26 protein-coding genes and 1 pseudogene are annotated in these 26,050 nt (G+C 33.2%); 5 read left to right on the top strand and 22 right to left on the bottom strand.

All coding sequences use genetic code 11. The features are described from left to right. Window positions 1-11: 11 nt before the first annotated feature. The 14 genes and pseudogenes from ACVCXO_RS03135 to bshC all read right to left on the bottom strand — a co-directional run bounded on the left by ACVCXO_RS03135 (window position 12) and on the right by bshC (window position 17,198). Window positions 12-590, bottom strand: coding sequence for a phosphatase PAP2 family protein (locus tag ACVCXO_RS03135; RefSeq protein WP_452228140.1), 579 nt, complete (start codon window positions 588-590; stop codon window positions 12-14). A 160-nt stretch (window positions 591-750) separates the two neighbouring features. After that, on the bottom strand, window positions 751-978 hold the full coding sequence (locus ACVCXO_RS03140) for a hypothetical protein (RefSeq protein WP_452228141.1): 228 nt from the start codon (window positions 976-978) through the stop codon (window positions 751-753). Next, window positions 965-2,350: an MATE family efflux transporter gene (locus ACVCXO_RS03145; RefSeq protein WP_452228142.1), complete on the bottom strand. Its 1,386-nt coding sequence runs from the start codon at window positions 2,348-2,350 to the stop codon at window positions 965-967. The genes ACVCXO_RS03140 and ACVCXO_RS03145 overlap by 14 nt, the downstream gene beginning before the upstream one ends. Before the next feature lie 139 nt (window positions 2,351-2,489). Beyond that, the gene (locus ACVCXO_RS03150; protein WP_452228143.1) at window positions 2,490-3,311 is read right to left on the bottom strand and encodes a hypothetical protein; all 822 of its coding nucleotides are present in this window, start codon (window positions 3,309-3,311) and stop codon (window positions 2,490-2,492) included. 16 nt (window positions 3,312-3,327) lie between these two features. Further along, window positions 3,328-4,287 (bottom strand): annotated as a pseudogene (locus ACVCXO_RS03155) (NAD(P)H-dependent flavin oxidoreductase); the annotation flags it as partial. A gap of 229 nt (window positions 4,288-4,516) precedes the next feature. Further along, complete coding sequence (gene mnmA / locus ACVCXO_RS03160; protein ID WP_452228144.1) at window positions 4,517-5,704, bottom strand: tRNA 2-thiouridine(34) synthase MnmA; 1,188 nt, start codon at window positions 5,702-5,704, stop codon at window positions 4,517-4,519. 337 nt (window positions 5,705-6,041) lie between these two features. Next, window positions 6,042-6,740 (bottom strand): toxin-antitoxin system YwqK family antitoxin, encoded by a 699-nt coding sequence (locus ACVCXO_RS03165; protein ID WP_452228145.1) that lies wholly within the window; start codon window positions 6,738-6,740, stop codon window positions 6,042-6,044. Window positions 6,741-6,868: 128 nt separating this feature from the next. Beyond that, window positions 6,869-8,767, bottom strand: coding sequence for a membrane protein insertase YidC (yidC, locus tag ACVCXO_RS03170; RefSeq protein ID WP_452228146.1), 1,899 nt, complete (start codon window positions 8,765-8,767; stop codon window positions 6,869-6,871). 102 nt (window positions 8,768-8,869) lie between these two features. Next, the gene (locus ACVCXO_RS03175; protein ID WP_452228147.1) at window positions 8,870-10,486 is read right to left on the bottom strand and encodes a CTP synthase; all 1,617 of its coding nucleotides are present in this window, start codon (window positions 10,484-10,486) and stop codon (window positions 8,870-8,872) included. 205 nt (window positions 10,487-10,691) lie between these two features. Next, the gene (locus tag ACVCXO_RS03180) at window positions 10,692-10,928 is read right to left on the bottom strand and encodes a DUF3820 family protein (protein ID WP_452228148.1); all 237 of its coding nucleotides are present in this window, start codon (window positions 10,926-10,928) and stop codon (window positions 10,692-10,694) included. A 2-nt stretch (window positions 10,929-10,930) separates the two neighbouring features. Beyond that, window positions 10,931-11,476, bottom strand: a complete 546-nt coding sequence (locus ACVCXO_RS03185) for a DUF922 domain-containing protein (protein WP_452228149.1) — start codon at window positions 11,474-11,476, stop codon at window positions 10,931-10,933. Between the two features lies 1 nt (window position 11,477). Beyond that, a complete protein-coding gene (locus ACVCXO_RS03190) occupies window positions 11,478-13,409 on the bottom strand; it encodes a LysM peptidoglycan-binding domain-containing protein (RefSeq protein WP_452228150.1) in 1,932 nt (643 codons plus the stop codon). A gap of 297 nt (window positions 13,410-13,706) precedes the next feature. Next, window positions 13,707-15,242 carry a glutamine-hydrolyzing GMP synthase gene (gene guaA / locus ACVCXO_RS03195; RefSeq protein ID WP_452228151.1) on the bottom strand — a complete coding sequence of 512 codons (1,536 nt, stop codon included), beginning with the start codon at window positions 15,240-15,242 and terminating at the stop codon, window positions 13,707-13,709. A 354-nt stretch (window positions 15,243-15,596) separates the two neighbouring features. Next, window positions 15,597-17,198 (bottom strand): bacillithiol biosynthesis cysteine-adding enzyme BshC, encoded by a 1,602-nt coding sequence (gene bshC, locus ACVCXO_RS03200; protein ID WP_452228152.1) that lies wholly within the window; start codon window positions 17,196-17,198, stop codon window positions 15,597-15,599. A 149-nt stretch (window positions 17,199-17,347) separates the two neighbouring features. Here bshC and ACVCXO_RS03205 point away from each other — a divergent pair, with 149 nt between their 5' ends. Next, complete coding sequence (locus ACVCXO_RS03205; protein WP_452228153.1) at window positions 17,348-18,103, top strand: SGNH/GDSL hydrolase family protein; 756 nt, start codon at window positions 17,348-17,350, stop codon at window positions 18,101-18,103. Window positions 18,104-18,279: 176 nt separating this feature from the next. On the opposite strand, the gene rimO is transcribed toward ACVCXO_RS03205, so the two are convergent. Further along, a complete protein-coding gene (gene rimO, locus ACVCXO_RS03210; RefSeq protein WP_452228154.1) occupies window positions 18,280-19,581 on the bottom strand; it encodes a 30S ribosomal protein S12 methylthiotransferase RimO in 1,302 nt (433 codons plus the stop codon). 171 nt (window positions 19,582-19,752) lie between these two features. On the opposite strand from rimO, the gene ACVCXO_RS03215 reads away from it, so the two are divergent. The 4 genes from ACVCXO_RS03215 (at window position 19,753) to ACVCXO_RS03230 (ending at window position 21,771) form a co-directional block, all read left to right on the top strand. Further along, window positions 19,753-19,899, top strand: a complete 147-nt coding sequence (locus ACVCXO_RS03215) for a hypothetical protein (RefSeq protein ID WP_452228155.1) — start codon at window positions 19,753-19,755, stop codon at window positions 19,897-19,899. Then, on the top strand, window positions 19,900-20,070 hold the full coding sequence (locus tag ACVCXO_RS03220; protein WP_452228156.1) for a hypothetical protein: 171 nt from the start codon (window positions 19,900-19,902) through the stop codon (window positions 20,068-20,070). Then, on the top strand, window positions 20,071-20,715 hold the full coding sequence (locus tag ACVCXO_RS03225; protein ID WP_452228242.1) for a serine hydrolase domain-containing protein: 645 nt from the start codon (window positions 20,071-20,073) through the stop codon (window positions 20,713-20,715). It abuts the gene before it with no gap. A 75-nt stretch (window positions 20,716-20,790) separates the two neighbouring features. Continuing rightward, window positions 20,791-21,771, top strand: coding sequence for a fibronectin type III domain-containing protein (locus ACVCXO_RS03230; RefSeq protein WP_452228157.1), 981 nt, complete (start codon window positions 20,791-20,793; stop codon window positions 21,769-21,771). 70 nt (window positions 21,772-21,841) lie between these two features. On the opposite strand, the gene ftsY is transcribed toward ACVCXO_RS03230, so the two are convergent. From ftsY to ACVCXO_RS03265, 7 genes are all read right to left on the bottom strand, one after another. Next, window positions 21,842-22,816 (bottom strand): signal recognition particle-docking protein FtsY, encoded by a 975-nt coding sequence (gene ftsY, locus ACVCXO_RS03235; RefSeq protein ID WP_452228158.1) that lies wholly within the window; start codon window positions 22,814-22,816, stop codon window positions 21,842-21,844. Between the two features lie 261 nt (window positions 22,817-23,077). After that, on the bottom strand, window positions 23,078-23,230 hold the full coding sequence (locus tag ACVCXO_RS03240; protein ID WP_452228159.1) for a DUF4295 domain-containing protein: 153 nt from the start codon (window positions 23,228-23,230) through the stop codon (window positions 23,078-23,080). Window positions 23,231-23,262: 32 nt separating this feature from the next. Then, window positions 23,263-23,445: a 50S ribosomal protein L33 gene (gene rpmG, locus ACVCXO_RS03245; RefSeq protein WP_055445230.1), complete on the bottom strand. Its 183-nt coding sequence runs from the start codon at window positions 23,443-23,445 to the stop codon at window positions 23,263-23,265. A 25-nt stretch (window positions 23,446-23,470) separates the two neighbouring features. Further along, a complete protein-coding gene (rpmB, locus tag ACVCXO_RS03250) occupies window positions 23,471-23,707 on the bottom strand; it encodes a 50S ribosomal protein L28 (protein ID WP_055445229.1) in 237 nt (78 codons plus the stop codon). A 75-nt stretch (window positions 23,708-23,782) separates the two neighbouring features. Further along, window positions 23,783-25,036 (bottom strand): competence/damage-inducible protein A, encoded by a 1,254-nt coding sequence (locus ACVCXO_RS03255; RefSeq protein WP_452228160.1) that lies wholly within the window; start codon window positions 25,034-25,036, stop codon window positions 23,783-23,785. After that, window positions 25,036-25,377, bottom strand: a complete 342-nt coding sequence (locus ACVCXO_RS03260; protein ID WP_452228161.1) for an Hpt domain-containing protein — start codon at window positions 25,375-25,377, stop codon at window positions 25,036-25,038. Before ACVCXO_RS03260 ends, ACVCXO_RS03255 begins: the two co-directional genes overlap by 1 nt. Beyond that, window positions 25,378-25,989, bottom strand: a complete 612-nt coding sequence (locus tag ACVCXO_RS03265; RefSeq protein ID WP_452228162.1) for a fumarylacetoacetate hydrolase family protein — start codon at window positions 25,987-25,989, stop codon at window positions 25,378-25,380. It abuts the gene before it with no gap. Window positions 25,990-26,050 lie beyond the last annotated feature (61 nt).

Genomic DNA, 26,050 nt, shown 5'->3' on the forward strand with positions numbered 1-26,050 from the left:
TTTTTCATCCTTTACATCTCATTTACTACCACATAACGCTTAATAATATAACTCATTATTTTATAAAACATAAAACCAGAAAGTGCGCCAAAAGTCATTCCGCAAAGTACATCTAAAGGATAATGTACACCTACATAAATTCTGCTATATGCAACCACAGCACTCCAAAAAAGTAAAATGAAAATCAGTTTTTTATAATAAGGTCTTAATAATAAACCTGCAAATACTGCTGCAGCCATTGTGTTTGAAGCATGCCCTGAAAAGAAACCATAAGGTCCACAACGCACCGCTATAAAACGCATTTGTTCCATAACACCTTCTTGTCTGCAAGGTCTTGGACGTTGAAAACCATGTTTAAAAAGATTGGTGATTTGGTCGGTAAACGTAACCATAAGTGCAATTAGCAAAACAGAAAAGACTACCGTTTTTAACCCAAATTTCTTATAGATTAAAAATAATAACAAAGCGTATAAAGGAATAAAGGTGAGCTTATTGGTTAATAATAACCAGAAAGCATCCCAAGTTGGGGTTCCTAAATTATTTAAAAATAAGAATAATTCTTTATCGTATTGAATCAGTTGGTCTAACATTTTCTATTTTTTGGGCGTTTCTTTTTGCTCTTGCCTGCTACCTGTAGATACCAAAAACAAATGTAGTACCAATCTTGCAGGATCGCAAAAAGTCAGGCTTTACGTTACAATCTTTTTTAAAAAAAATAAAAAAGGATTTTCACTGCAATCCTTAACGCAATTACTCGTCGTAACGCGCTACTTCTCTATCGTAGAAAGCAGTTGCTTCTACTATTAAATTTTCGGTTTCTAATTCCAATTCTTTTTGATCGTGTTGATCAAAATCTTCTAACCATTCTACTTCATCATCTTCCAAGTTGATAATAAACATTGGAAATTCGGTATGTATTACAAAGATTGCATTCGGATAATCCGTATTGTCGCCAAGTATAAATTTAGGTAGTTCCATGTTTTGATTTAATTAATTTTTTAGTCAAATAGTTAAAACGAATATACAATAATATAGATGCTGTTGTTAGTCCTGCAAGTAAACCTAACCAAATACCAAAACTAGCATAAGCTTCTTCTTTTCCTAAAAACCAGCTGATAGGAAAACCTATTAGCCAATAGGAAATAAACGTAATAATTGTTGGTATTTTCACATCTTGCAAACCACGTAAGGCACCAAGAACTACGACTTGAATACTATCACTTATTTGAAAAATGGCTGCAGCAAGCATTAGTTTGGATGCTATAGCAACTACTTCTGTATTATCTACAAAGTTTTTCGCATCGTCTAAATCTACATACAATTTAGGTAGTTGGTCATGAAACGCAAAAAATAACAAAGCAAAACAGGTTGCAAAAAGGGTTCCTAGTAAAAATAAGGAAAAAGCAATTCTGCGTAACTCCACATAATTCTGTAGTCCTTTTTGATTACCAACTCGCACCATAGACGCAACGCTTAAACCCATTGCAATCATAAAGGTCATCGAACTTAAATTCAATGCAATCTGGTTTGCTGCTTGCGGATTTTTCCCTAACAAACCACTTAACCAAATTGCCGCTGTAAATATGGCAACCTCAAAAAACATTTGCATAGCACTTGGTGCTCCTAAACCTATTAGCTTTTTTATCATGCTACTTTCTAGCACAAAAAATTTAATATTAGTAACGTAGTTTTTAGATTTCTCTTTTCCTTTTAACAGCCACCACAAATAAACAACCATTACAATACGCGAAACTAAAGTACCATACGCCGCACCAATAATACCAAGTTCTGGGAAGCCAAACTTTCCAAAAATAAGTAAATAGTTTAAAACCACGTTGATAACGTTTGCCAAAATAGTTGCATACATTGGGTAACGCGTCATGGACAAACCGTCACTAAACTGCTTAAAAGCTTGAAATATAATTAACGGTACTAACGAAAAAGCTACTAGGTTTAAATAAGGTATTGCTAGCTCCACAACCTCAAGAGGTTGCTTCATAAGATACATAAGTGGTTTGGCTAAATACAGCATAAAAAATAGGGAAAGTCCTAAAACCGTACACAAAAACAGACCGTGCTTGAAAGCCGATTTTCCTTGTTTAAAATCATTTGCGGTATCTGCTTCTGCAACCAAAGGAGTTATTGCTGTAGAAAAACCAATTCCTAAAGACATGGCTATAAATACAAAACTATTCCCAAGAGAAACCGCCGCTAATTCTGCAGTACCCATTTGGCCAACCATAATATTATCTACAAACTGTACAAAGGTATGACCAAGCATACCCAACATTACGGGTGCTGCTAGTTTCCAGTTGTATTTAAATTCTTTTGTGTAATCACTAAGCACCATTTAACGGTAGGTTTTTTAAAAAAATTAAATACCTTTTGCGTTATATTTCAAAATAAAAATAAGCTATCGCAATAGGAATAAATCATTTGGCAAAAGTAGTGCTTCGTTTTTTGTTATGCGAATTTAATTTTAAACTATGTTACTTTTCTTTTCTAGAATAATAAGTTATCCCAAAAGCAATTTTTAAGTATGCAGCAACTTTATCTCCATTCTTTTCTGCAACTAACCATTGTCCTTTTCTACTTTCTATTTCGCTTTTTATAAAATTGAAACTATCTACTCCAAAAACAATATTTGGATTAGAAATTGGATAATTATTTTTTATATCTCCTATAGTTTCATCTTTTTTTATTAAAACTGAAAAGTTTATAGACACATATTTCTCTGTATAAACATATTCTTTTTCTGAATCATAATCATCTATTGGATAATCACGAATTTCGTTGAATTTTTCACCAATTTCATAAACTAAATTACTTCTTCCACCAATATAAGAAGGTGGTAAATCTAAAGCAGTAATAACTAAACTATCATTAATAAAAACCTCATATTCTAATAATTTAGGATATTCTTTATCTCTTTCAATTTCTTTTGAAGAAATTAATTTTTTATTATCATAATTATATTCTTGAATAGTTTTTCCAGAATGATTAAAGAATTGCCAATTACCAACTCTTATACCACTTTTATAATAACCTCTACTTCTAATTTTATTCGACAAAATATTATATTCAATCCATAAACCATCCTTTTTACCAAAAGCATATTCTCCAGAAATCTCTAAATTATCTGAAAAACGATTTTTTACAATATAGGAACCATGCTTAATTTTTTTATCAGACTTTAGCACATGATAAATTATATTTTCATTCGCAGTTTTTTTAGTTCGTTTTTTTACTTTTTGCGCTTGTGTAGTAACGAAAAAAATCAAGAAGAATATTGTAATTATTTTTTTAAACATAAATATAATTTAACATCTATAATTTAGAAACATTTTTCTTCGCTTCCTCAAACTCTTGCATCATATCTTCCACAATTTGCGTTGTTGTTTTAATATCATGAATCAATCCTGCTATTTGTCCGATTTCTAATTCACCATCTTCCAAATCGCCTTCAAACATACCTCGTTTTGCTCTTGCCCTCCCCAGTAATTCTTTAAGTTGTTCTGGTGTTGGAGACGTTTTATACAATTCTTGAAGTTGATTATAAAACTTATTTTTAATCAATCGAACTGGCGCTAATTCTTTTAATGTAAGTTGTGTATCGCCTTCCTTAGCATCTACAACCACTTTTTTAAATGCTTGGTGTGCTGAGCTTTCTTCACTAGCAACAAATCGACTCCCAACTTGAACCCCATCTGCTCCTAAAATCATTGCTGCTAACATGGCTTGTCCGGTTGCAATTCCTCCTGCCGCAATTAATGGTATTTGCAACTGTTCTTTTACCATTGGAATTAAGGTAAGCGTTGTAGTTTCATCTCTACCATTATGTCCTCCAGCTTCAAAACCTTCGGCAACTATTGCATCTACTCCTGCTTCTTGTGCTTTCAAGGCAAATTTTACACTACTAACAACATGTACAACCGTTATTCCTTTTTCTTGTAACCATTTGGTCCACGTTTTAGGGTTACCTGCAGAAGTGAATACAATCTGGACATCTTCTTCTACAATAATATTCATGATTTCTTCCACGTTAGGATATAACATTGGAACGTTAACACCAAAAGGTTTATCGGTTGCTTTTTTACATTTCCGAATATGTTCTCTTAACACATCTGGATACATACTTCCTGCTCCTATTAATCCTAAAATTCCAGCATTACTAGCTGCTGATGCCAGTTTCCATCCAGAATTCCAGATCATTCCTGCCTGAATAATTGGGTGTTTTATTTTGAATAACTGTGTGATTCTATTTTGCATTTTTCTGTATTTACTAAGATGCTTCGACTACGTTCAGCATGACAGTGAGTTTAAAGATGGTAATTTAAGAATTTGATTACACTTGGACAATAGAAATGTTCTCGATACAAAATTGTAAAAACAATTTCACTCGAACTGACAATGCCTTTAAAATGTAATTAATAATAATTGTGCATCTTAAAAACCGAAATAATTAGAACATAATATTTACAAATCACTTCCATTTTTATCTTCGCAAGGATAAGTATTACGAAATAACTCCAGAACCTAAAAGCTCATCTCCATGATGCCAAGCTACAAACTGTCCTTCTTGAATGGCAGATTGCGGTTCTTCAAATTCTACATACATTCCAGAATCTACTTGATGTAAGGTCGCTTTTTGTAACTCTTGACGATATCGAATTCGTGCCAACACTTCCATAGTTTCATCTACTTGAAGTGCTAAATCTTCACGTACCCAATGAATTTCTTCATTAGACACAAAAAGTGCTCTTTTATATAAACCTGGATGATTTTTTCCTTGTCCGGTGTAAATTACATTGTCATTAACATCTGTATCAATAACAAACAGAGGTTCTACGGTACCACCAACAGCGAGACCTTTCCGTTGTCCTTTAGTAAAATAATGTGCTCCTTGATGTTTCCCTACAACTTTACCATCTGCGACTTTAAAATCTGCTTTTTCCGATAAGTATACTAATTCCTCTTTCTTATTAGAAAAAGAAGGTACTTCTCTATGAAAAGATGCATTGCTTTCTGGTATTTCTACAATAACACCTTCTTTAGGTTTTAATTGTTGTTGTAAGAAATCTGGAAGACGTACTTTACCTATAAAACATAGACCTTGAGAGTCTTTTTTATCTGCAGTAATTAAATCTAATTTTGCAGCAATTTCTCTTACTTCTGGTTTTTTTAATTCGCCTATAGGAAATAATGCTTTTGCTAATTGATCTTGTGACAACTGACACAAAAAATACGATTGATCTTTATTATCATCTGCTCCAGCAAGTAATTGAAAGGTTTCTTTTCCATTATTTGTTATAGTTCCTTTTCTGCAATAATGCCCAGTTGCGACATAATCTGCACCAAGTTCTAAAGCTATTTTCATAAACACATCAAACTTGATCTCTCTATTACAAAGTACATCTGGGTTTGGCGTTCTTCCTTTTTCATATTCTTTAAACATGTAGTCTACAATGCGCTCTTTGTATTGCACACTTAAATCTACGGATTGAAAAGGAATACCTAATTTATCTGCAACAAGCATGGCATCATTACTATCGTCTAACCACGGACATTCATTAGAAATGGTTACCGTATCATCGTGCCAGTTTTTCATAAACAAGCCTATTACTTCATAACCTTGCTCTTTTAATAAATAAGCAGCAACGCTTGAATCTACTCCTCCTGAAAGTCCTACTATTACTCTTTTCATCTGTTTTCTTTATATTTTATTTTAGGGTCAGATGTAATTCATCAAAAAAAACACCCATTAAAAACAACGGTTTCCAATGGTTTATTTTCCTGCTTCAAAATTACGAATAAAAAAAATTGAATTATCTTAAATTATAATGCTTTGTTAAAATAACATGCCGTTAGTCGAAAAAACAAGTTATTATTAACTAGAAACTATAAAAAATATTAATTTCGTATCATAATTTAGGTATCCCCTTTCATTTAGATTGATTAATAGCTTATTCATTAAAAAAAAGACTACCTAAAAAAAAGCTCCTTACGCAAGTAAGGAGCTTATATTTTACACCTATTTGTAATTATCTTTTATATGGATTGTTACTCTTTCTCGTAAAATCTTTCTCCTTTACCAATGTACCATTTTCGTAGTATTTCCAGACACCATGTTTTCTATCTCTTTGGTATTGTCCTTGTAAAACCATAACGCCGGTTTTATCAAAAAACCTTGCTGGACCATGTAATTCTCCTGTATCATAAACATACTCTTTTACCACAATACTTTTTTCTGTATACCAAGTAGAAGGACCGTGAAGTTTTCCGTTTACATAGGATTCTTTTTGAGCTAAAACACCATCATCATAGTACACTAAACGCGCACCATGTAATTCGCCTTTATCATTATAGGTATCTTTACTTAGAATGCTTTTGGTTTTATTTTGATAGTACGTCCAAGTACCAACGTATAATTTACCATTCATTTGCCCTTCACTAATCAATTTTCCTGAAGAAGCATAAAAGGAAACTTGCGCAATATCACTATCTGTATGGAATTGCTTATTGGCAGCCAAAACAGCTTTCCCATTTACTTTCTTATAAAACTTAAAAACACCAATTTCTTTACCATGAGAAAATTCCCCTTGGTAACGTAAAACGTCGGTGTCTTCGAAATTCTTTTTCCAAACTCCATGTCTTTTACCTTCCGCATCTAATTGATTTACATCTTGTGCAGTAGCTAAAATAGAAAGTAAAAAACCAAAAAGGAATAGTATATTTTTCATATTTAAAATAACGTTAGTATGTAATTAAAATTGTTAGAACAACAACCCAATCACTAAATGATTATAGCAAAAAAGCTGCCAAAGTTTTAAAACAAATAGCAGCTTTCTTATTTTATTAGAAGTTTATATTACTTCTTATTTTTAGATTGCTTTTGTTTTTCTGCTTCTTCCATCATTTGCGACATCTTTTTAGCAAATTTACCCTGTTTTTTAGGCTTCGATTTACTGATTTGAATTTTAGCATGTATTTTATCTTCATCTAAAATGTAATTCTTAATTACAAGCATAATACCTATACTAATAACATTAGAAATAAAGTAATATAAACTTAATCCTGACGCATAATTATTAAAGAAAAACAACATCATTATTGGTGAAAAGTAAATCATATACTTCATCATTTTCTGCATGTCTGGCATCCCTTCTTGCGTAGGTTGTGAAGCCATTTGTTGTCCTGTTGTCATTTTCATGTAAAAGAAAATAGCGATAGAAGCTAATATTGGAAATAAACTTACGTGATCTCCATAAAAAGGAATGTGAAATGGTAAGTCTGCAACCACATCATAAGAAGACAAATCATCTGCCCAAAGGAAACTTTTTTGTCTTAAATCGAAAGCAGAAGGAAAAAATTGAAACAGTGCATAAAACACAGGGAGCTGTATTAAAGCTGGTAAACACCCACTTAACGGACTAGCTCCTGCTTTTGTTTGCAACGCCATTGTTTCCTGTTGGATTTTCATTTTGTTGTCTTTGTACTTTTCTTTTATTGCATCTAATTCTGGCTTAATAATTTTAAGCTTTGCTTGCGATAAAAATTGCTTGTACTGCACAAATGAAAGTAACAGTTTAATTAAAACAGTCATTACAACAATAGCTATTCCATAAGGCAAGAACCCACTTAAAAAGCTAAATAATGGTACAAAAAGGAAACGGTTAATCCAACCAAAAATCCCCCATCCAAAAGGAATACTATCATCTAAACCAATATCGTACTTTTTAAGAACCTTGTTATCTGTTGGTCCGAAATAAAATCGTAAAGGTTGCGCAAACTCTCCCGCTTGTAACTCTAATGGTATTTTAGTTGTAAATACTTTAGTTGAAACGGTGTCTATTTCTTCATCTAAAACTAAGTTTTTAGATGTTATCACTACATCTTTTAAAGGTTTATCGGAAACCAATATAGAACTAAAAAAGTGCTGTCTGTACGATAACCAGTTTACATCTTCTAGCGTTTCTTCATCATCTCCAGAAGGACTTAACTTGTCAATTTTATCTTCTTCATGTTGGTACGTTAAACGCGTATATCTATTTTCATAAGCGACACTTTTATCGTGTCTGAAGGTTTTCAGTTTCCAATCTAAATTTATTTTTTGAGTACCATTTACGATGCTACTCAATCCTTGCGATCTAATAGTGAAATTCACCATATAATCATTAGGAATTAGCTCGTATCTGTATTCTAAAAATTGTGTTGGAGATACTTTTAGCTTCATAGAAACTACGGTGTTCTCTCCGCTTTTCGTAATTGTTGGCTCAAAAAACAGATCTTGTGTATTTAAATTTCTATTATCTGAAGTATTAAAACTAATATTAAAAGCAGTGTTACCATCTCTAACCAAGTAAATTGGAACAGAATCGTAATCTACAAACTTCTTTAATTTAACCTCACTAAGATAACCACCTTTATTACTAAATTTTAAAGCTAGCACACCATTCTCTACCAATGTTTCTTTATTGGTAGCAGACGCTAGCGTCGATGCATAAGCAAAAGCACCTAATTTATTCTTTAATGTTACTAGTTGTGTAGAATCTGTAACTGCTCCTACAGAAAAATCTTCGGCAGTGGTAACCAAAGTATCGTCTTGAACTTCTGCTTTTTGTTCTGCTTCAAGTTGCTCTTGTTTTGCAATTGCTTCCGCTTCCTGTTCTTCCGCAGATGGCTGGTTCATGTACATCATGTACACCAAAATTCCGAATATTAGGATGAATCCTATTATTGAATTAATGTCTAGTTTTTTTTCTTCCATATTATATTAATTAAGACCTGACGGATTTCAAAAACCTGTCAGGTCTAAAAGTTTTAATAGTCAAAAATATGACCAATCTTACATTTGTGCCATAGTGACACTTTACTTACTTTTTTTGTGTTTTAATGCTGCTTTTACAAATGCGACAAATAAAGGATGCGGATTTGAAACCGTACTTTTATATTCTGGATGATATTGCACACCAACAAACCAAGGATGTTCTGGTATTTCTACAATTTCTACCAAACCTGTTTCTGGGTTTAATCCTGTTGCCAGCATTCCTGCTGCTTCAATTTGTTCTTTATACACATTATTAAACTCATAACGATGTCTATGTCTTTCTTTAATGGTTTCCGATTTATAGACTTTAGCAACAATGCTATCTTTTTTAAGATCGCAGGACCAAGCACCTAAACGCATCGTTCCACCTTTATCTGTAATGGTTTTTTGTTCTTCCATTAAACTAATCACAGGATTTTCAGTTTCCGGATCCATTTCAAAGGAATTTGCACCTTCAATCTTTAGTACGTTTCTAGCAAATTCAATGACTGCCATTTGCATACCTAAACAAATTCCGAAGAAAGGAATATTGTTTTCACGCACATATTTTACAGCTGCAATTTTACCATCAATACCACGTTCTCCAAATCCTGGAGCAACCAAAACACCATCTAAATGGGAAAGCTTCATTTTTATATTATCGGCATTCAAATACTCTGAATGTATAGACTCTATATTTACTTTTACTTCATTTTCCGCTCCAGCGTGAATAAAAGATTCTAAAATAGATTTATAAGAATCCTGTAATTCTACATACTTTCCAATTAAACCAATAGTAACTTCGGTTTTTGGATTTTTATGTCTTGTTAAAAACTTATTCCATTGGGTTAAGTCTGGCGTATGACTTTCTAAAGCTAGTTTCTTTAAAACTACTTTATCTAAGCCTTGTTCTAGCATTAAATTTGGTACATCATAAATAGTAGAAGCATCAATAGATTGTATAACCGCTTCTTCTCTTACATTACAAAATTTAGCAAGTTTTTTGCGTAACTCCACTGGTAATTCGTGTTCTGTTCTACAAACTAGAATGTCTGCCATAACACCACTTTCCATTAATGTCTTCACACTATGTTGGGTCGGTTTGGTTTTCAATTCGCCAGCAGCCGATAAATAAGGTACTAATGTTAAATGAATAACTATCGCATTATTATCGCCTAAATCCCATTTCAATTGACGCACAGCTTCTATGTAAGGAAGCGATTCTATATCCCCAACAGTTCCTCCTATTTCTGTAATTACCACATCGTAATCACCAGAGTTTCCAAGAATCTGTATTCTGTTTTTAATTTCGTCGGTAATGTGCGGGATTACTTGAACCGTTTTTCCTAAAAATTCGCCACGACGTTCTTTTTCAATCACACTTTGGTAAATACGTCCTGTAGTTACGTTGTTTGCTTGACTAGTTGGTACGTTTAAAAAACGTTCGTAGTGTCCTAAATCTAAATCCGTTTCTGCGCCATCATCTGTAACATAACATTCGCCATGCTCATACGGATTTAACGTTCCTGGATCTACATTGATATAAGGATCTAATTTTTGAATAGTAGTTCTGTAACCTTGCCCTTGAAGTAGTTTAGCTAAAGAGGCAGCAATAATCCCTTTTCCAAGGGAAGATGTTACTCCTCCTGTTACAAATATGTATTTTGTTGTAGTTGTCATGTTGCGCTGTTAAACGCGAGCAAATTTACAATTTTAAGTTTGAAAATTTACAGGTTTGGTAGTTTATTTTTCAGAGGAATTTCTTCGCGGTTTTGGGCATATTTGGACTTGATTTTGTTGGAGAAATAACCAAACTTCATTGGATATTGTATAAAACCATGGAAATGATTTCTCAGCAACGAACCTCCAATCCATCTACACAAACCTACTTCTTCGGAAAATTCTTCTGGATGTTTCTAATTAGGTTTTCTAAACCATTTAATTTTAAGGTATACACCGTTTCTAGCATTTCACCAAGTTTCCCTTTTGGGAATCCTTTGTTATGATACCAAACCACGTAATATTCTGGTAATTCTATTAAATATCTACCTTCATACTTACCAAAAGGCATTTTAGTATGTGCTAATTTTACAAGGAATTCTCTATCTGGCTGTAATTGCATGCCTATTGTTTAGATTTAAAGGTATCTAATTTGGCTAATTCGATTTCGATATGATTTTGCCAATGGGATTGTAGTTCGTAATTTCTAGAAAAATCGGTTTCTGCATCATACAGTTTTTGAAGATTAGAAAGCTCTTGATTAATCTCTTGATGTATTTTATCTAATTGCTTATTTAAAGCAGGTGATGCCTCTAATTGCGATACGCGTTGTCTAAACTTTCTAGCATACAACTCTGTAATATTAAAATGAAATTGCTCATGCGCTAAAATATGTCTATCCGCTATTTCTGCTTTATACCAAGATTTCTCCGGATAAAAATGCGCGAGTATTTTCGTTTTAAAACCTACGACTTCGTTTTTTCTTGTTTTTTTAATGGAATAGCTAAACGTTATACCAGAAGCCGTTGTTGCTACTGCATCTGTATCTGTTTTTGAAGGTCCTTTAAAATCGCTCCAAGAAAGTTGGTACGATTCGCTCCAAGCAATTGTAGACTCTTCTTTATGAAGTGTGCCTATACAAAAACAGATAAGGACTATTCTTAAAAACATTTTATTTTGCTTCTACAATTTTTAAATCTTCATATTTTACAACGTAAATCGTATTGTTATAATATCCTCCGAAAAGGTTTTTATGATATGCGAATTTATTTTCTATGTATTCCGTTAGTGGGAATTCATTTACCGAAGTATACATATTATCGGAAGCCGAAAGACGTAAAACCACATCCATCATTAAATCGAAACCTCTAACTGCTGTTTTATTTGGAGTTGCTCCGTATTTTTTCTTGTACGCTTTAGCAAAACCATTATCATCATCTTCATTATAGGTTTTAGAAACGGTTGGGAAATGAAAATTAAGGTTTGATAAATGATAGTTTGAAATTTCATCATGCTCAAAGGCAGCATTCATATTGGTAGTTGCTAAAACAATTTTAGTATCGTCATTATTTAATGCGTTTAAAATACTAGTCACATTAGATACAAAAGTGTAATTTTCGGTTTCTAAAAAGATAATATTCTTTCCTGGTTTTAATTTACCAACAATATCACTTTCTAAAACATAATATGAATCTTTCCCGTCTTTATCTTTTCTAGAGTGTATTTGTGATGCCGTACCAACTTCTCTTTTTATCCCATTACTAGTTGCTGAATTTTTAGCGTCTGCAATAATAATGACATGACTTTTTGTACTATCTGCCTTAACAAAACTAATCATTTTTGTTTTTAATAAAGCGGAAGAAGGCATGGATTGAAATACGTTTTCTGATAATTTTAAATCCTTTAAATTAGGAGAAATTACCGGAATATTTTTCCCTTTTAAATGGGAAGCTACTCGTTCGAAATTTTTAGTTATTAACGGACCAATAACCGCATCTGCATTTTCTAAATTTTTAGTACTTAATAAATTGGAAACTTCGCTTAATTCATTTTTAGTATCGTATACATCTACTTTTAAAGAAATCCCTAATTTTTTAAGCGAATCTACTGCCATTAAAACTCCGGAATGAAAATCTAAGGAAGTACCTAAAAAGTTATCGTTTTCAATTTTCTTTTTAGCATCATAAACAGAATCTGAATTCACTCTATTTAATTTAAAAGGCAATAGGATTGCAATGTTTTTAGTTTCGTAATTTCTAATTTTACTAACTAGACTGGAAGCAGCAGCCGTTGTGCTATTCGCTAAAGATTCTCCTGTTTCCGTTATGTCACTAGAAAAAGGAATTTTTAAAACCATTCCTGATTTTAATCCTGTTTCTTTTAATATTGGGTTTAAAGCTTCTAATTCTTCTTGCTCTAATCCTAATTTGATTTTTAATCTATAAAAACCTTCTTTTGGTAACACCGAATAGTACGAATATCTTTCGTCAATTTGCTTTACCTCTTCTTTTTCTAGATTTGGCACTTGTATTATTTGTCCAACATCCAGTGTCGCAGACATATTAGGGTTTAGCGCTTCTAGTTCCGCTACTGTAATCGCAAATTTATACGCAATTCTCCATTTTCCTTCCTTTGGTAAAACCGCATAATCTTTAGTTGTTTTTACCGTTTCGACTACTGTTTTAGTTTTATATATTGGAATTTTTATTCGATCTCCTTTACGCAGGTTATTGGCATATAATGACGGATTATGTTTTTTTATTTCGGCTTGCTCTACATTATATTTTTTAGATAAACTGTACAGCGTTTCTTTACGTTTTACTTTATGTTCTTTAAAACTTTGAAACTCTCTTACAATTGTCGTTGTGGTTTCTGGCGTTGCTATTTTAGAATTTGGAATAATTAGAACCGCATTGTTCTTTAATTCTTTTTTAGCATCTGGATTTAATGCATATATCTCATACGGCGTTACCTGGTATTGTTTAGCAATAGCTTCAATAGTTTCTCCGGATTTTACTTTATGTGTTTTATAGTTTTGTGCTTGTGTTGTTGTTGCACAGCTGAATAATAAAACGAAACTGAATATGTATATTAAATTCTTCATATTAAATGCCTGTCTTTCGACGCTGCTCTAGATAAACTTAGCAGGTATCTTTTTTATTGATTCTTATCTTTATTAACAGTCCTAAACTTTGTACTGTTTACTTACATTAGTAAGTATGCTTGCGTTAAGGATTGATGCGATATCCTTTTGTTTTTTTTACAAAAGATAAAGCGGAAAGCCTGACTTTTTGTGATCCTGCAAGGTTTTAAAAACCTTGTAGGTATGAGCAAAAAGTAACGCCCAACTTCTCGACACTATTTTTTCGTGCCTCAAAAAACCACTCGAAGTGACGTTTTGTTATTCCCACTCAATGGTTGCTGGTGGCTTACTACTAATATCGTACACTACTCTATTAACGCCTTTTACTTTATTTATTATCTCGTTAGAGGTTTTTTGTAAAAATTCATACGGTAAATTTACCCAATCTGCCGTCATACCATCGGTACTTTCTACGGCACGAAGTGCGACACATTTCTCATAGGTACGCTCATCTCCCATTACACCAACGCTATTTACAGGAAGAAGGATTGCTCCTGCTTGCCAAACGCTATCATAGAGATTCCATTTTCTTAGGTTGTCTATAAATACGGCATCTACTTCTTGCAAAATACGTACTTTTTCTGGAGTGATATCTCCCAAAATACGGATGGCAAGTCCTGGTCCTGGAAATGGATGACGACCTAAAAGCGCTTTGTCCATTTGCATAGAAGCACCAACACGACGTACTTCATCTTTAAATAATGCTTTTAGTGGTTCTACAATTTTAAGCTTCATAAAGTCTGGCAAACCACCTACATTATGATGACTTTTTATGGTTGCACTTGGTCCGCCAGTTGCAGAAACACTTTCTATAACATCTGGATAAATGGTTCCTTGTGCTAGCCATTTTACGTCTTCTATTTGGTGTGCTTCGTCATCAAACACTTCAATGAATACACGACCAATTGCTTTACGCTTTAATTCTGGATCACTCAATCCTGCAAGTGCATCCAAAAAGCGTGCCGAAGCATCTACTCCTTTTACATTTAAGCCCATGCCGCTGTATTGCTCTAATACGCTTTCGTATTCGTTTTTACGAAGTAAACCATTGTTTACAAAGATGCAATATAGGTTTTCACCAATGGCTTTATGCAGTAACATTGCAGCTACGGAAGAATCTACGCCTCCAGATAAACCGAGTACTACTTTATCGTTTTTTAATTTGTCTTTTAGTGCTTGAACGCTTTCTTCTACAAAAGAATCTGGTGTCCAATCTTGGTCCAAACCTGCAATATGAACTAAGAAATTTTCTAGTAATTGTTTTCCGTCTGTAGAGTGATATACTTCTGGATGGAATTGTATCGCGTATGTTTTTTCGCCTTCAATTCTATATGCTGCATTTTCCACATCGTGCGTACTTGCTAAAAGCACACCGTTTGTTGGCAAGGTTTTTATGGTATCACTATGGCTCATCCATACTTGGCTTCCTTTAGAGATTTGGCTAAAAAATGCTTCGTCTTCTTTTACAAAACTTAAGTTAGCTCTACCATATTCTCTAGTGTTTGAAGGTGCTACTTCACCACCAGAAAAATGTGCTAAGTATTGCGCGCCATAACAAACGGTTAATAAAGGTTTATGGCCTCTAATTTTAGATAAATCTGGGTGTAATACGTCTTCTCCTCTTACAGAATTTGGACTACCAGAAAGGATTACAGCTTTGTAATCTTCTATGTTTGCAGGAATTTTATTGAATGGATGTATTTCGGATAAGATGTTAAGCTCTCTAACTCTACGCGCAATTAGTTGTGTGTATTGCGATCCGAAATCTAATATAAGTACCTTGTTGTGTTGCATGCGCAAAAATAGGAATTGATTTTTTAATCGGGAACGATACGTAAACTTTTTTAATAGAATTTTAGGTACTTGTTTTTTTGGAAGTTGAAAATATGGGTAAAAACGATGTTCTCGCGAAGGCGTAGCGTAGAAAAGTGAATGATTATTAAGATTCACGGAGAAATCTATTCCTCTCGAAGGCGTAAAGGTGCTAAGTTGAAATCGATAACTCGGACTGTTCACTGAACACGGATCGCTACTCACTAAAGACCTTTCGACTGCGCTCCAGGTGACATTAAAACTACATGGAAAGAAATAATAGGTAAAAAGGAAAATCGTTTACTCTGTACAAAGAATTACGACTACAAACCTCTTCTACATCGTAATTATAGTGAAATCGCCTTGTAACGGTTTTAACTCTTCTATTAATTTTGGCACTAATTGCTCTCCGAATTCTAAATACAGTTCCGAGAAATTGGTGTTACGTTCTTGTAAACTCGCATTCGGAAACAGCTCATTTTGCAGTTCGGTCATGCGTTCTACTTGATCTTTTAGTTTCCTTTTTTGTGCGGTAAGCAAACGTTTCTCTAGGTGTTGCAATCCGTTTATTTGCTTTTTTTCTTGTGCTGCAACTGCGCCTATAAAAGAGGTATCTGTTTGTTCGGCTAAAGTATATAAATCTTTAAACTGCGCTTGCAATTCTTTTAATTGCTCAGAAAAATCGATATCGATATTAGAAATTTGTCGTACTTTTTTATTAATAAAAGCATCTCGTTTTAAAAATAAATCTTCATTAGATATGTTAAGTTTACTTAATTTACCCGCTTGCTTTTCGGTTTTTATTAAAGCAGAATTTCTTAGTAATAGCATTGGAAAAGGTACTTTTACGGCTTCAAAATAATCTTTTAATTGCAACCAATATGCAAGTTCACCTCCACCACCTGTATAACAAAGGTTTGGCAGAATTACTTCTTGATATAAAGGCCGCATGATTACATTAGGACTAAAGCGTTGCGGGAAGTCTGAGACTTCTTTTAGTATCTCATTCTTACTCCACGTAATATCTGTATTCAGCACTTTATAGGCTTCATCTTCAAAAACGATTCGCTCTCTAAGGTTTTTATTTAAGTAGAATAAATTTATTTCTCTCGGGTTTACCTGAATTTTACTAACGCTGGATAATGCTTCAAGTCGTTTATTGGTTTCCGAAATCGTTTTAAAAGAAGTTTGATTTAAGAGTTCCTCTTCGATATAAGGAACAAATAATTGTTTTAAATCTTTAGTATTTGCTTCTACAATTACCAAACCATATTCGGCAAACAAAGCATTTGCTAAATAAAGTGTTGCATCTGCTAAATTATCATGTTTTAAATATGCCGATTGAAATAGTTCTCTTAAGGTTTCTGCATTTTTCCCAGAACCAAGTTCTTTAGTAAAAACATCAAATACATCATCTAAGCCTTCGGTAGAAAGTTCTCCAACGGCTCCAGATGCATTTCTATTCCACTGAACTTTTTTTCCTTTGAAGTTGAAATAATTAATTTCTTCAAAATCGTGATCTTCGGTTGCCATCCAGTAGATTGGCACAAAATTACTCTCTGGATATTCTTGTTTTAATTGCGCCGCTAGATTGATAACAGAAACAATTTTAAATAAGAAATACAATGGTCCTGTAAACAAGTTTAATTGATGTCCTGTTGTAATTGTAAAGGTATTATCTAGTTTTAGGTCTTCAATATTTTGAAGGGTTTTCACTGAAACTTCCGTGTTCTCATATTGCTTTTTTAAGGCTTCCGACAAAATAATTCTAGACTCCGATTTAACAGATGCTGTTTTCTCTTCTATTTGCTTTTTAAAATTCTCTAGCTTCGGAAAATTATTATAAAAAGGTTGTAGTTCCTTATTTTCCTCTAAATAATCACAGATTAAAGAGGAGAAATAGTTGGTTTTTTTAAAAGCAATACATTCTGTTGGCATAGTAAACTTCAATATTTAAGGTAAAGATACAGTGTTTTATTCTTTAATTTCAGATATTTTATTTTCACTTTTAAATCTAATAAATCATAATAAAAAGGAAATATCTTATCTTTAGTCTCTTAAATCTATTAGTCCTTAAAATATTTTTAATGAAAAAAACTGTTATTCTTTTCCCGTTTCTTCTTTTAGCGACATTCTTCGTTTTTCAAGACTGTCACAAAAATGAAGAAAAATCTAATACTTTTATACAAAATAATGTTAATACTAATGCAATTACCATAATGCCTTTAGGCGATTCTAGAGTGGAAGGCGCTACTCGCAATTCTGTAAGTTACCGATATGATTTATGGAAAAACTTGATTTCTAACCAATGGAACATTGATTATGTTGGTACTCAAAATGACAATACTTCGTATCCTTTATTACTAGGAAAGTCTTTTGACCCCGATCATGAAGGTATTGGCGGGTTTAAAAGCGAAGATCTTTTAGAAAACATAGAAGATGTTATTGCAGATGTAGGAACTCCAGATGTTGTTTTATTAGGTATTGGCGGAAATGATTTAGTTAGAAATATTCCGGTGGAAGAAGTTATAGATAACATCAACCAAACCATCGATATTTTACAAAACAGCAATGCGAATATTACTATATTTTTAGAACGTATTGCACCTGGAAGATCCAATGTAATGACACCAGAAGGTATTGTTGTCTATAATTTATTTATTGAAAACCTAGCCACTGTTGCCAATGAGCAAACCAATGATTCTTCTAAAGTTATTCTAGTAGATATGTCTAGTAATTGGACCGATGCGTATATGGCTGATAATTTACATTACAACGAATTAGGAGCAAAAGAAATTGCAACTAGATACTTTGAAGCTATTGTAGAGAATTTAGAAAAATAACCATTCACCATACAGATACTCTATAAAACAGTGATTACAAATTAAAACTATTGCAACACAATTTTATGTATAGAAGTACTTGTTTCTGTTTTAATACTTACAATATAGCATCTGCACCCTTAAACACTAGAGAACCTTATAAGCTCGCTTGCCTTTTTTTTAAATTTATTTCTTAGTTAAATTACCTCACCATAAAGATCAAAATCTTCTGCTTCTGTAATTTTTACCGTTACAAACTCTGCTGTTTTTAAATAGGTTTTTGTAGCGTCGATAAGCACTTCGTTATCTACATCTGGAGAATCAAATTCTGTTCTACCCACAAAATAGTTTCCTTCTTTTCTATCGATAACTACTTTTAATTCTTGACCTACTTTTTGCTGATTCAATTCCCAAGAAATTTGCGATTGAATTTCCATGATTTGGTTCGCTCTATCCGTTTTCACTTCTTGCGGCACATCATCTTCTAAATTAAAAGCGTGTGTGTTCTCTTCATGTGAATAAGTAAAACATCCTAAACGTTCAAAACGCATATCTTGAACCCATTGTTTTAATTCTTGGAAGTTCTCTTCGGTTTCACCAGGATAACCAACAATTAGGGTTGTTCTAATCGTCATATTTGGGACCGCTTCACGAAACTGTCCAATAAGTTTTGTCGTTTTTTCTTTAGTAGTACCACGACGCATACTTTTAAGAATAGTATCTGAAATATGCTGTAACGGAATATCTAAATAGTTACACACTTTAGCTTCGCGATTCATAACATCTAACACATCTAAAGGAAATCCTGTTGGAAATGCATAATGCAAACGAATCCACTCTATACCTTCAACCTTTACAAGGTTTTCTAAAAGTTCGGCTAAGTTTCTTTTTTTATAAATATCTAAACCATAATAGGTTAAATCTTGCGCAATAAGAATAAGTTCTTTAACGCCATTTGCTGCTAATTTTTCCGCTTCAATAACCAACTCTTCAATTGGTGTACTTTTATGTTTTCCACGCATTAATGGAATGGCACAAAAACTACAAGGTCTGTCGCAACCTTCCGCAATTTTTAAATACGCATAGTTTTTTGGCGTAGTAGTTAAACGCTCACCAATTAACTCATGTTTATAATCTGCACCTAAAGCTTTTAACAAAGCAGGTAATTCTGTAGTACCAAAATAGGCATCTACATTAGGAATTTCTTTTTGTAAATCTGGTTTATATCTTTCCGAAAGACAACCAGTAACAAATACTTTATCGACTTCTCCTGCTTCTTTTTTCTGCATGAAATCCAGAATAGTATTTACACTTTCCTCTTTCGCATTATTAATAAAACCACAGGTATTTATAACCACGACATTTCCTTCCTCTTCATGAACAACGTCTTTTCCATTGGCTTTCAGTTGCCCCATTAACACTTCACTATCGTACACATTTTTACTGCATCCCAAAGTGATAACGTTGATTTTATTTTTTTTAAGCGTCTTTGTTCTCATATTCATTCCCCACGAAAGTGGAAATTTCGTTAATTAATACTATCTTTTTTCAGGCTGCAAAGATACAACCTTAATTAAAGCTTTTATATATTTAACAGTCTTAAATTAAAACCACCAGATGAATTCATTGCGGACACGAACCCTAATACGACTTCCATATATTTTCCACCAATGGCTTCTAATACTTGGGAAACTAATTTTATTTCTGAAATTGGCTGGAACGAAAACGGCTTACAGCCTCTATTGTATTTTTTAGAAGATAAAAACACCAAAAGTTTTATTCTGCTTTACAACGGAAAAATTATTGTAGAAAAATAGATGAATGGGTATACATCCTCTTCTTCATGGTATTGGGCAAGTGCAGGAAAAACGCTAACCGCTACATTAATAGGAATTGCGGAAGAGGAAGAATTAATAGATACAAATAATAAAGTATCTGATTATTTAGGAACTGGTTGGACAAGCGCCTCCCTAGAAAAAGAAAACTAAATAACTTGTAAAAATGTTCTAACCATGACTTCTGGCTTGGACGATAGTTTAGGAGATGCTATTTCACCACCCAACTTACAATACCTTGCAGATGCTGGTCAAAGTTGGGCCTACCATAATGTGTATTTTAAATTACAAGATGTCGTTGCACAAGCAAGTAGTCAAACATGGACTAGTTATTTTAATACAAAACTAAAAGACCCTATCGGCATGGCTGGAGCTTGGATTCCTTTAGGTGATTTAAATGTGTATTGGAGTAATACCAGAAGCATGGCGCGTTTTGGTTTATTAATTTCGGCTAACGGAAAATGGAAAAACACACCAATGGTATCTTCAAATTATCTTAACCAAGCTACCAAAACCTCACAAAGCATAAATGAATCTTATGGTTATTTATGGTGGCTGAATGGAAAAACAAGCTATCATTTACAAGCTACACCATTTGAATTTTCGGGTTCATTAATTCCGAACGCACCAAACGACATGTATGCACCTTTGGGGAAAAATGACCAAAAGATTTATGTAGTCCCAAGTAAAAGATTAGTGGTTATTCGTATGGGAGAAGCTGCCGATGAATCTAACTTTGTGCTTTCTAATTTTGATAATGATCTTTGGGAAAGAATAAACGCTATAATTAACGAATAGCCGTTTTCTGCGACCATTTTTTTTATTTAAATGCAATTTCTATATTCGCGTCTGAAAAATCTTATATACCTTTTTATGAAAAAAATTATTTTATTATTTACAATCTCTTTATTTATATTGAGTTGCGGTAGCGATGACTCTGGAGACTCGAACAACTGTTCTACACCAGGAGGCTTATATGTTTCGAATTTAACAAACACAACAGCATCACTTTCTTGGAACTCTAATGTAAATTCTTCTTTATATCAAGTAGAATATGGCACTTTAGGATTTAGTCTAGGCAATGGAACCACTTTAACTATTCCAGAGACCTATGCAGATGTAACCAATTTACAACCGCAAACCCAATACGCATTCTATGCTAGAGTATTTTGTAATGAGACCAATGGTTACAGCAATTGGGCTGGACCTTTTTCTTTTGTAACTTTAGAGAACAATCCTTATTGTGATGCACCTACTAATTTAGCTGTTGATTTATATCCAGATTCTGTAACGCATGAACATATTGATTTAACTTGGTCCAATGGCGAATACGGAGGATCTCAAATACAATATGGCACCCAAGGATTTACTTTTGGTAATGGTACTACAGAAACCATAACGGATAGCTACCCTAGTTATAAAAGAATTAACGGATTGAATGCGGATACGGCATACGATTTTTATATCCGTAATAGTTGTAATGTAAGTGGGTATAGCACTTGGACAGGACCATTTACATATAGTACTTTAGAAAACCCTACAAACCCTAATTGTGTGGATCCTACTGTTTTTACATCTAATGGAACAGGGACCGATGCTAGCGGAAGTAAGTATTTTAATTTTTCATGGTCACATCCAAACTCTCAAAATAGTTGGGAAGTAGCCCGCATAATAGCAGGAACAACATTTAATGAATCTACTGCAAACCTAACAGCGACATCCTATGATAGCGTTAGAATAACTTATGCATCCTCTATCTCTGGTCAAGCTTACGATTTTTTCGTACGTGCCAATTGTGGTGGAACAAATGGATATAGCGCCTGGGTTGGACCATTAACTGTTACTGCACAATAGTCCTTATTTTACAAACATAAAAAAGCCTTAAGAAATTCTTAAGGCTTTTTTTATATGTGGATATTTATTTTTATTTGAAGAATGAATCTACAAATTCGAATTTATTAAATACTTGAAGATCTTCAATACCTTCTCCAACTCCGATATATTTTACAGGAATTTGAAATTGATCACTAATACCAATTACCACACCTCCTTTTGCTGTACCATCTAATTTAGTAACTGCTAAACTGGTAACTTCTGTTGCTGCTGTAAATTGTTTTGCTTGCTCGAAAGCATTTTGTCCAGTAGAACCATCCAATACTAAAAGTACATCATGTGGCGCGTCTAAAATTACTTTTTGCATGACACGCTTTACTTTAGTAAGCTCATTCATCAAGTTTATCTTGTTGTGTAAACGTCCTGCAGTATCAATTATAATAACATCTGCATTTTGGTTAACTCCAGATTCTAAGGCATCAAAAGCTACAGAAGCAGGATCACTTCCCATTTCTTGACGTATCATTGGCACATCTACTCTATCTGCCCAAACTTGCAATTGTTCTATTGCTGCTGCACGAAAAGTATCTGCTGCACCGAGCACTACTTTTAATCCTTGCTTTTTAAACTGATATGCTAATTTACCAATGGTTGTCGTTTTACCAACGCCATTTACTCCAACTACCATAAGTACATAAGGCGTTTTACTTCCGTCTGCTTGATTTGGTAATTTAGGAATCGTGTATTCTGTTTCTTCACCAGAATGCGTTTCACTTAATAATGCTGCAATTTCTTCGCGAAGTATTTTATTTAGTTCATCGGTACCTAAGTATTTGTCTTTGGCAACGCGCTCTTCAATTCGTGTAATGACCTTTAGTGTTGTGTTTACGCCAACATCGCTAGATACTAGTACTTCTTCTAAATTATCTAAAACGTCTTCATCTACTTTAGATTTTCCAGCTACCGCTTTACTTAATTTACCTAAAAAATTAGAGCTAGATTTCTCTAAACCTTTGTCTAATGTTTCTTTTTTTTCTGAAGAAAATATTTTTTTAAAAAAACTCATCGTTGTTTTGTTGTTTGTTATTTAGTGGTGAAGTTGTTGCTTCACGTATTTCTGCGTTAAGGATTGCAGCGACATACTTTTTGCTTTTTCTGCAAAAAGATATAGCGGAAAGCCTGACCTTTAGGTAACGCCAAAATGTAATAACAATAGTTGAGCCTTTTTTAAGTTACTGAAATATTGTCATTAATCTGAAATGTAAATATAAAACAAAAGCCGCTTTCTTTAAGAAAGCAGCTTTAAAATATCTTTTTTTAAGTAGACTTATTTTTTTGCTAAAAAATCAGCTACTAAATCTGGTGCCATTACAGACTCTACAAACATGTAAGCTCCTGTTTTTGGAGACTTAACCATTTTGATTGCCTTTGTTAATCTTTTTGCAGATGTTTGTAATGATGCTACGGTTTTCTTTGCCATGACGTATAGTTTTAGTATTCTATAAAAGAATATTATTTAATTTCTTTGTGAACAGTCATTTTCTTTAAGGTAGAATTGAATTTTTTAATTTCCATTCTATCTGGAGTGTTCTTTTTGTTCTTTGTTGTAATATAACGAGAAGTTCCTGGTAAACCAGTTGCTTTGTGCTCTGTGCACTCTAATATCACTTGTACTCTGTTACCTTTTCTTGCCATTTTCTTAAGCTTTTAAATGCGGCTATTATTTTATAAAACCTTTGGTTCTTGCTTCTTTTAAAGCAGCAGAAATACCTATTTTATTAATAGTTTTTAATGCTGATGTAGATATTTTTAATGTAATCCACTTATCTTCCTCTGGAATAAAAAAGCGCTTTTTGATTAAATTCGCATCAAATGTGCGTTTAGTTCTATTCATTGCGTGAGACACGTTGTTTCCAACCATTGCCTTCTTTCCTGTAAGTTCACAAACTCTTGACATTGTTCTAAATGTATTATTGTTATTTCAAAACGAGGTGCAAATATACAAATTCTTTACGTTTCCCCAATCTTATTCTTATCTATTTTTTAAAATTTCTTTTTGAAGCATTTCAAAAGCCTTATTTACAGCTTTATTTATCACTTTTATTCTAGGTTTTCCAAAGGTGAATTTTTGAGAATATACGGTATCTTTTGTTGCAATTGCAATAAAAACGGTTCCAACTTCTTCATCGGTATCGTCTTTTGTTGGCCCTGCATTTCCAGTTGTAGCTATTGCAAAGTCGGTTTTAAATAGTTGCAAAACATTTAATGCCATTGCTTCTGCTACCTCAGCACTTACAACCGTATGTTTTGCAATAAGCTCCTCTGGCACTTTTAGCACCTCTATTTTTATTTGTGTTGCATAGCTTACCACGCTTCCCTTAAAGTACGATGACGCTCCTGATATTGACGTTATACGTTCTGCTATTTTTCCGCCAGTACAACTTTCTGCTGTTGCTAAAGTTTGGTTACTAAAAGTTAATTCTTTTGCAATTAAAGCTTCTAAGGATTCTTCTTGATCTTCAAAACCTGTAAAATATTCTTCTATTTGCGGAAGTAATAAACGAATTTGCTCGTCTACTTCTTTTATTATTTCTTCTTTATTGTCTCCTTTTGCAGAAAGCCGTAAACGTACTTTCCCTAAATTGGGTAAGTATGCCAATTTAATATGTTTTGGCAAATTATCTTCCCAAACTTCTATTCTTTCCGCTAAACTACTTTCTCCTAAACCATAAGTAAGCAAGGTTTTATGCAGTATAAATGGGCATTTATATTTTTTTTGAAGCCTTGGTACCACTTCATTATCTATTAATGCTTCCATCTCAAAAGGAACTCCTGGAAGTGAAATAAAGGTTTTATTTCCTTTTTCTAGCCACATTCCTGGAGCACTACCAACAGTATTCATTAAAGCGGTTGCTTTACTTGGTATTAAGGCTTGGTCTATATTAACTTGGGTAAGTGGTTGCTTTATATATTTCTCCCAAAGGAGCTCTATATTCTTTAAAACTGCTGCATTTTGTACAAGCGTATCTTGAAAGTAAGTTGCAATGGTTTTTTTTGTAATATCATCTTTTGTTGGACCTAATCCACCAGTGACTATAATGATATCTGCGTTTTCTTCTGCTTCGCGTAGTGACTTTAAAATATGTTCTTTATCGTCTTGAACCGAAGTTATTTGATAAACAGATACACCAATTTTATTTAGTTGCTGTGCAATAAATGCGGAATTGGAATCTATTATTTGACCTATAAGAATTTCGTCTCCTATGGTTATTATTTCTGCTTGCATTATAAATTAAAGTCGGAACGGATTTCGTCTGAAGCTTGTTTTACTGCCGCAAGTACAATTTGTAGTTTAGGAAGTATATCTACCCCTTTTTTTTCATGTTTTCCCCAGTCTTGCACTTCTATCAAGTCCTCCAAAACTCCCAACTCGAACATATCTATAGTTGGTTTCATCTTATGCGCAACTTGATATGTTGCAAGATGGTTGTTGTTTTCTACAGACTCTTTTAAAACTTGCGCATCTGCAGGAACCTCTTCTAAAAAAGTTTGTGCTAATATATTAATGAACTCTTCATCTCCTTCTGCTAGTTCACGTACTCGAAATAATTTGTAATGTTGTTCCATTTATTTTACTGTTATTGAAAACATTTGCGTGTTTTCTATACATCCTACTAGTTTGTCATTTGCAATGACCTTGCCAACTCCTGCCGGAGTTCCCGTAAATATAATATCTCCAATCTTTAAAGTAAAATATTTTGACACATATTCTATAATTTCATCAATTTTCCAAAGCATATGACTTGTATTTCCTTGCTGTACAAGGGTTTCATTTTTTTGAAGTGAAAAATTTAAATTATCTACATCTGGAAATTGCGTTTTATCTAACCAATCCCCTATTACTGCTGCTCCGTCAAAGGATTTCGCTTTCTCCCAAGGCAAGCCTTTTTCTTTTAATTGCTTCTGTAAATCACGCGCTGTAAAGTCTATTCCTAGTCCGATTTGATCATAATATTTATGTGCAAACTTTTTTTGAATATGCTTTCCCACTTTATTGATTTTTACTAGAATTTCTACTTCGTGATGCACATCCTGTGAAAAATCTGGAATAAAAAACGGTTGCTTTTTTAATAAAATAGCAGTGTCCGGTTTTAAAAAAACCACAGGATCTGTTGGCTTTTCATTTTCCAGTTCTTTAATATGGTCTGTGTAATTTCTTCCTATACAGATTAATTTCATGGTAAATTCTTAATTTTTCATTCCCATGAAAATGGGAATCTTATTTTTAAATTACGATGCG

This window comes from Lacinutrix sp. MEBiC02404, assembly GCF_053601575.1.